The organism is Microbulbifer sp. (assembly GCF_051659245.1).
Taxonomy (GTDB): Bacteria; Pseudomonadota; Gammaproteobacteria; order Pseudomonadales; family Cellvibrionaceae; genus Microbulbifer.
This window is the reverse complement of record NZ_JBOFOC010000139.1, coordinates 1-3,135: the sequence shown is the minus strand read 5'-3', so window position 1 is coordinate 3,135 and position 3,135 is coordinate 1. Positions and strand designations below refer to the sequence as shown.

At 60.5% G+C, this 3,135-nt stretch carries 3 protein-coding genes; all 3 read left to right on the top strand.

The window, feature by feature from the left end:
• Positions 1-12: 12 nt before the first annotated feature.
• Genes ACRC0P_RS14200 through ACRC0P_RS14190 form a run of 3 tightly spaced genes read left to right on the top strand, consistent with a single transcriptional unit; the run spans position 13 to position 2,928 of the window.
• A complete protein-coding gene (locus ACRC0P_RS14200; RefSeq protein WP_438631958.1) occupies positions 13-1,218 on the top strand; it encodes a glycosyltransferase in 1,206 nt (401 codons plus the stop codon).
• A 22-nt stretch (positions 1,219-1,240) separates the two neighbouring features.
• A complete protein-coding gene (locus ACRC0P_RS14195; RefSeq protein WP_438631957.1) occupies positions 1,241-2,056 on the top strand; it encodes a peptidylprolyl isomerase in 816 nt (271 codons plus the stop codon).
• Entirely contained in the window at positions 2,053-2,928 is an 876-nt protein-coding gene (locus ACRC0P_RS14190; RefSeq protein ID WP_438631956.1) for a peptidyl-prolyl cis-trans isomerase, read from the top strand. The genes ACRC0P_RS14195 and ACRC0P_RS14190 overlap by 4 nt, the downstream gene beginning before the upstream one ends.
• The last annotated feature ends 207 nt before the right edge of the window (positions 2,929-3,135 follow it).

Here is a 3,135-nt window from a genome sequence, read left to right as displayed (position 1 = left end):
GCGGTCGCTGTTATGGCTAAAATTTTGTGTGTATGGGAACTCGGTAACGACCTCGGACATATCGCCAGACTCACGCCGGTGATGAATGGCCTGGCGGAGCGCGGCCATCAAGTGGTGTTCGCCAGCCGCCATGTCACTCATGCGCGGTGCTTCGGACTGGCCCCTGCGGTTGTCCTGGTCCAGGCTCCACTCTGGATTCGCGGGCGGCGGGCGGCAAAGCCGACGCGCTCGCAGGCAGAAATTTTGCTGGACCTGGGTTACGGTGACGTGGCCACATTGAACGATATGCTGGGCGCTTGGCGCTGGTTGATCGAGAAGGTGCAGCCGGAGCTGATGCTTTTCGATTGCGCGCCCACCGCCATGCTGGCCTGCCGGGGCAGCACCGTACCGCGGGCGCTGGCGAGCCTTACCTTCTACAGCCCGGTGCCGGGAGTTCCGTCCGCGGATCTGTGCTACTGGGCGGGAGACTACAGTACCGAACAGAGCGACCGGCAACTGGTGCAGTCGGTAAATCAGGCAATGAGTGAAATGGGTATGGCGCGCATCGTATACCCGGCCGATATCTACGAGGCCGACAAGACATTTCTGTTCCAGCCCGCGGAGTACGATGTTTATGGAAAATGGCGGCGGAACGCAGTTTATATTACCCGGGAAGCAAGCGCCGGTGTCGCGGCTGACGCCGAATGGCCACCGCTGGCGGGCGAGCAGCAAACGAACGTGTTCGCCTATCTGAAAGAAGGGCAGAAGCATGTGGAGCAGCTGCTCTCGCTGCTTTCCAGCGGGCAGGTGAGGGCGCTGTGCTATTACGCGGGGGATCAGGCAAAGGTGGAGCGCTACCAGACTACGAACTGCCGTATTGTGGGCGAGCCTGTGAATATGGCGCAGGTGCTGCAAACCGCGGATATGGTGGTATGCCATGCGGGCGCGGGACTGCTCACAGAGGCGCTGATGGCTGGTATTCCCGCTCTCCTGTTGCCGACCCAAATAGAGCAAATGCACAACGGCATAGTCACAGAATACCTGGAGCTGGGGCTGTCTGTTCGAAAGGGGGATACTGAGGCGGCTGTCGATCATAAGTTCCGGACACTGGTGGGAGACTCCAAGTACCGGCAAAATGCCAGCCGTTTTGCAGCCGGCCACCGGCCCCGGAGTTCTTCACTGATTGCCGACTGGTGTGAACACAGCCTCCAACAGGCGGCAAGCCGGCTGACAGCCTGAAAAATTGTTGAGGAGTACCAGAATGATAAAACTGATATTGATACCACTCTGCGCGGCGGCGCTGCTGGCCGGCTGTTCGAAGCCGGTGGTGGAAGTGGGCAATCGCAGTGTCTCCGAGGAGGAGTTCCGCCAGTATCTGGAGCTGAAACGAATATCTCCGGAAAACTCGTCCCAGGTAAAGCGCGCACTGGAGGATTTCGCCAACAGGGAGGCCATGGTCGCCGCTATAGAGAAAAGTGATGGTTTCGATACCGCTTCCCTGGAAGCGGAAATCAACGAATTTCGCAAGCAACTGATTCTCAGCCGCTATTTCGACCAGTTCCTGTCCGATACGGTCAGTGATGCCGCCATTGCCAATTTTTACGCAGCCAACCCTGAAAAATATCAGGCCCGCAAGGCCAAACTGGCCCATATTCTGATCCGCACCCGCCCGGAAATGTCCGACGAGGAGCGGGCGGCCCGCCTGACGACGGTCACCGAAGCATTGAGCCGGGTAAAACGCGGTGAAGACTTCGGCGAGGTGGCGCAGGAGATGTCCGAAGACAAGATCAGCGCCGGAAAAGGCGGGGACCTGGGCTGGATGAAGGAGGGCTCGGTAGCGGAAAGTTTCTCCAAGGCCGCCTTTGCGCTGTCACCGGGGGAAGTTTCCGGCGTTGTCACGACACCCTTCGGCTTTCATGTCATCAAGTTGGTCGAGGGCCCCCAGGTGGTGCGGCAATCCCAGGAGAGTGTCGAGGGAGATATCCGCTATCACCTCCGCCAGCAGGCCAAGGACGAGGAGTCCCGCCGCTTGCGGGCTTCCGTGAACCTGAAGGTCAACCTGGAAGAGCAAAAATGATCGGCAAAGGTCAATGCAGGAGCCTGCTGATTGTCCTGGCACTGGCGGGCTGTGGCGAACCGCCACAGGAGGACCCGGACGTGGTCGTCTACGTCAACAACGATCCGGTCAGGCAAACCGACCTGGAAGTGGCAATCGAGCGAACCCTGGGTGAACAGGGGGCCCTGGTTGCCGACAAGGCCACACGGGACAAGGTGTTGGAAAGCCTGGTGGCCAGCCGCGCGATTGCCGGCATGATGGAAGCCGAACTGACGGAGAAGGAAAAACAGGCGCTGGATGCCGAGGTTTCCGCCTGGCGGGATGAGCGGTTGGTGAAACGCTATCTCTCGGAGCGAGTAAACCCGCAGCCCGTCACTACGGCAATGGTGGAAAAATACTACCGCGAACACCCCGAGGAATTCGGTGGTGGCAAACGCTTGCACTTCGAGCAGTTGCAGGTGCAGATAGCGGGAAACGACCGGCTGCGCGACAAGGCGATAGCCTTGCTCTCCGACGCGGCCAAGACGGATGACTGGCAGGCACTGTCCGCCACGGGCAGAAGCGACGGCCTGCCGGTGGAATACCAGAAAGGACAGGCGGGGGAGGGCCTTACGGAGCCCCCGCTGCAGGCGCGCCTGCGCAACCTGAAGCCGGGCGAAGCCAGCGCCCTGTCTTTTGCGGGGAATGCCGTCTCCGTTGTGCGCCTTCTGGGAGAGGAAAACCTATCCCCGCGGCCGCTGCTGGAAGTCAGTGATGATATTCGCATGCGCCTGGCACCGCTGCAGTTGCGACGGGCAGTGCGGGAGGTAACGGAGCGGGCGGTGCGGGAATCGGATATACGATATCCCGGTGGCCACTCCGCCGGCGCCTCTGCAGAGACTGGCGCGCAGTAGGGTGCGCCGCGCGCACCGAATGGCTGTGGCAATACATTACTGTTGCGCGACCGCCACGGATGGCGGAAGTGCAGAAAATGCAGGAGCAATTTTCTGTCACGGCGCGCCCTACTTAAAAAACAGGTAACGACTCCCTTCCAGTAGGAGCGGCGGGGCGGCCATCCGCCCATGGCCGCGATCGGCCTCGTTTCGTCGTAGAGGTGGATC